A 552-nucleotide genomic window follows, 5' to 3' on the forward strand; every position below is an offset into this window, starting at 1 on the left:
GGTTTACAGGTGGTGCATGGTTGTCGTCAGCTCGTGTCGTGAGATGTTGGGTTAAGTCCCGCAACGAGCGCAACCCTCGTTCTATGTTGCCAGCACGTGATGGTGGGGACTCATAGGAGACTGCCGGGGTCAACTCGGAGGAAGGTGGGGACGACGTCAAATCATCATGCCCCTTATGTCTTGGGCTTCACGCATGCTACAATGGCCGGTACAAAGGGTTGCGATACTGTGAGGTGGAGCTAATCCCAAAAAGCCGGTCTCAGTTCGGATTGGGGTCTGCAACTCGACCCCATGAAGTCGGAGTCGCTAGTAATCGCAGATCAGCAACGCTGCGGTGAATACGTTCCCGGGCCTTGTACACACCGCCCGTCAAGTCACGAAAGTTGGTAACACCCGAAGCCGGTGGCCTAACCCCTTGTGGGAGGGAGCTGTCGAAGGTGGGACTGGCGATTGGGACTAAGTCGTAACAAGGTAGCCGTACCGGAAGGTGCGGCTGGATCACCTCCTTTCTAAGGAGCACCTACAAATCACTGTCTGCCGCGTATGTGGTGG

1 rRNA gene is annotated in these 552 nt (G+C 56.2%); it reads left to right on the forward strand.

Annotated elements, in window-relative coordinates:
• Positions 1-509 (forward strand): 16S ribosomal RNA (locus DXK94_RS13190); the annotation flags it as partial.
• Positions 510-552: the final 43 nt, after the last annotated feature.

The organism is Arthrobacter sp. RT-1, assembly GCF_003367205.1.
GTDB lineage: Bacteria > Actinomycetota > Actinomycetes > Actinomycetales > Micrococcaceae > Arthrobacter.